Below are 792 nucleotides of genomic sequence, written 5' to 3'. Positions count from 1 at the left end.
AGGCCCTCGCCACGCGCCTGCTGGGCGCCGGCAACGGGGCGGTGGGCAGCGCGATCCTCGCCGGGCTGGCGGTGGACCCGGCCCGCCCGGGGGATGGCGCCAAGCCCGCCGACGCCAACCTGCTGCGACGCGTCATTGCCTTCACGGCGATGAGCGCCGAGTTCCAGACCTGCTGACGAAAGGCCCGCCATGACGACTCGCCGAGACTTTCTCAAGGCCTGCGCCGCCGCCGGTGCCTTCGCGCCCGCCGCCGGCCTGGGCCGCCTCGCCTTTGCCGCCGAGGGTGCCCCGACGCCGCTGCTGGTGGTGGTCTTCCAGCGCGGCGGCTGCGACGGGCTCAACCTCGTCGCCCCCGTCAACGACAAGCCCTACATCGACGCCCGCACGCCCGACCTGCGCGTGCTCGACAGCGGCGAGCGGCCCGGGCTGGCGCTCGCCAACGGCCTAGGCAACGGGCTGGATTTCCGCCTGCACCCGGAGGCCAGGCCGCTTTTCGAGCTGTATGAAGCCGGCCGGCTGGCGGTGCTCCACGCCTGCGGGCTGATGAACGGCACCCGTAGCCACTTCGAGGCCCAGGACCTGATCGAGCGCGGGGTGGTGAATCTCGCCGACTACGCCCGCACCGATACCGGCTGGCTGACCCGCTATCTCGCCACCCTCGGCGAGCGCAGCGGCGACGAGCGGCGCATCGCCGCGGTGTCGGCCAACGCCGGCATGTCGGCCGCGCTGCTGCGCGACGACGACGCGCTGGCGCTGCCCGATCTCTCCGGCGGCGTGCCGCTGGCCGGGGGC

The 792-nt window shown here is 74.2% G+C and carries 1 protein-coding gene; it reads left to right on the top strand.

Annotation, left to right across the window (positions count from 1 at the left end; translation table 11 throughout):
* Positions 1 to 189 precede the first annotated feature (189 nt).
* A partial coding sequence (locus tag QQK25_RS23305) for a DUF1501 domain-containing protein (RefSeq protein ID WP_284190094.1) occupies positions 190 to 792 on the top strand: 603 nt, incomplete at its 3' end.

Source organism: Zoogloea oryzae (assembly GCF_030161255.1).
GTDB lineage: Bacteria > Pseudomonadota > Gammaproteobacteria > Burkholderiales > Rhodocyclaceae > Zoogloea > Zoogloea oryzae.
This window is presented reverse-complemented; position numbering and strand designations above follow the sequence as displayed.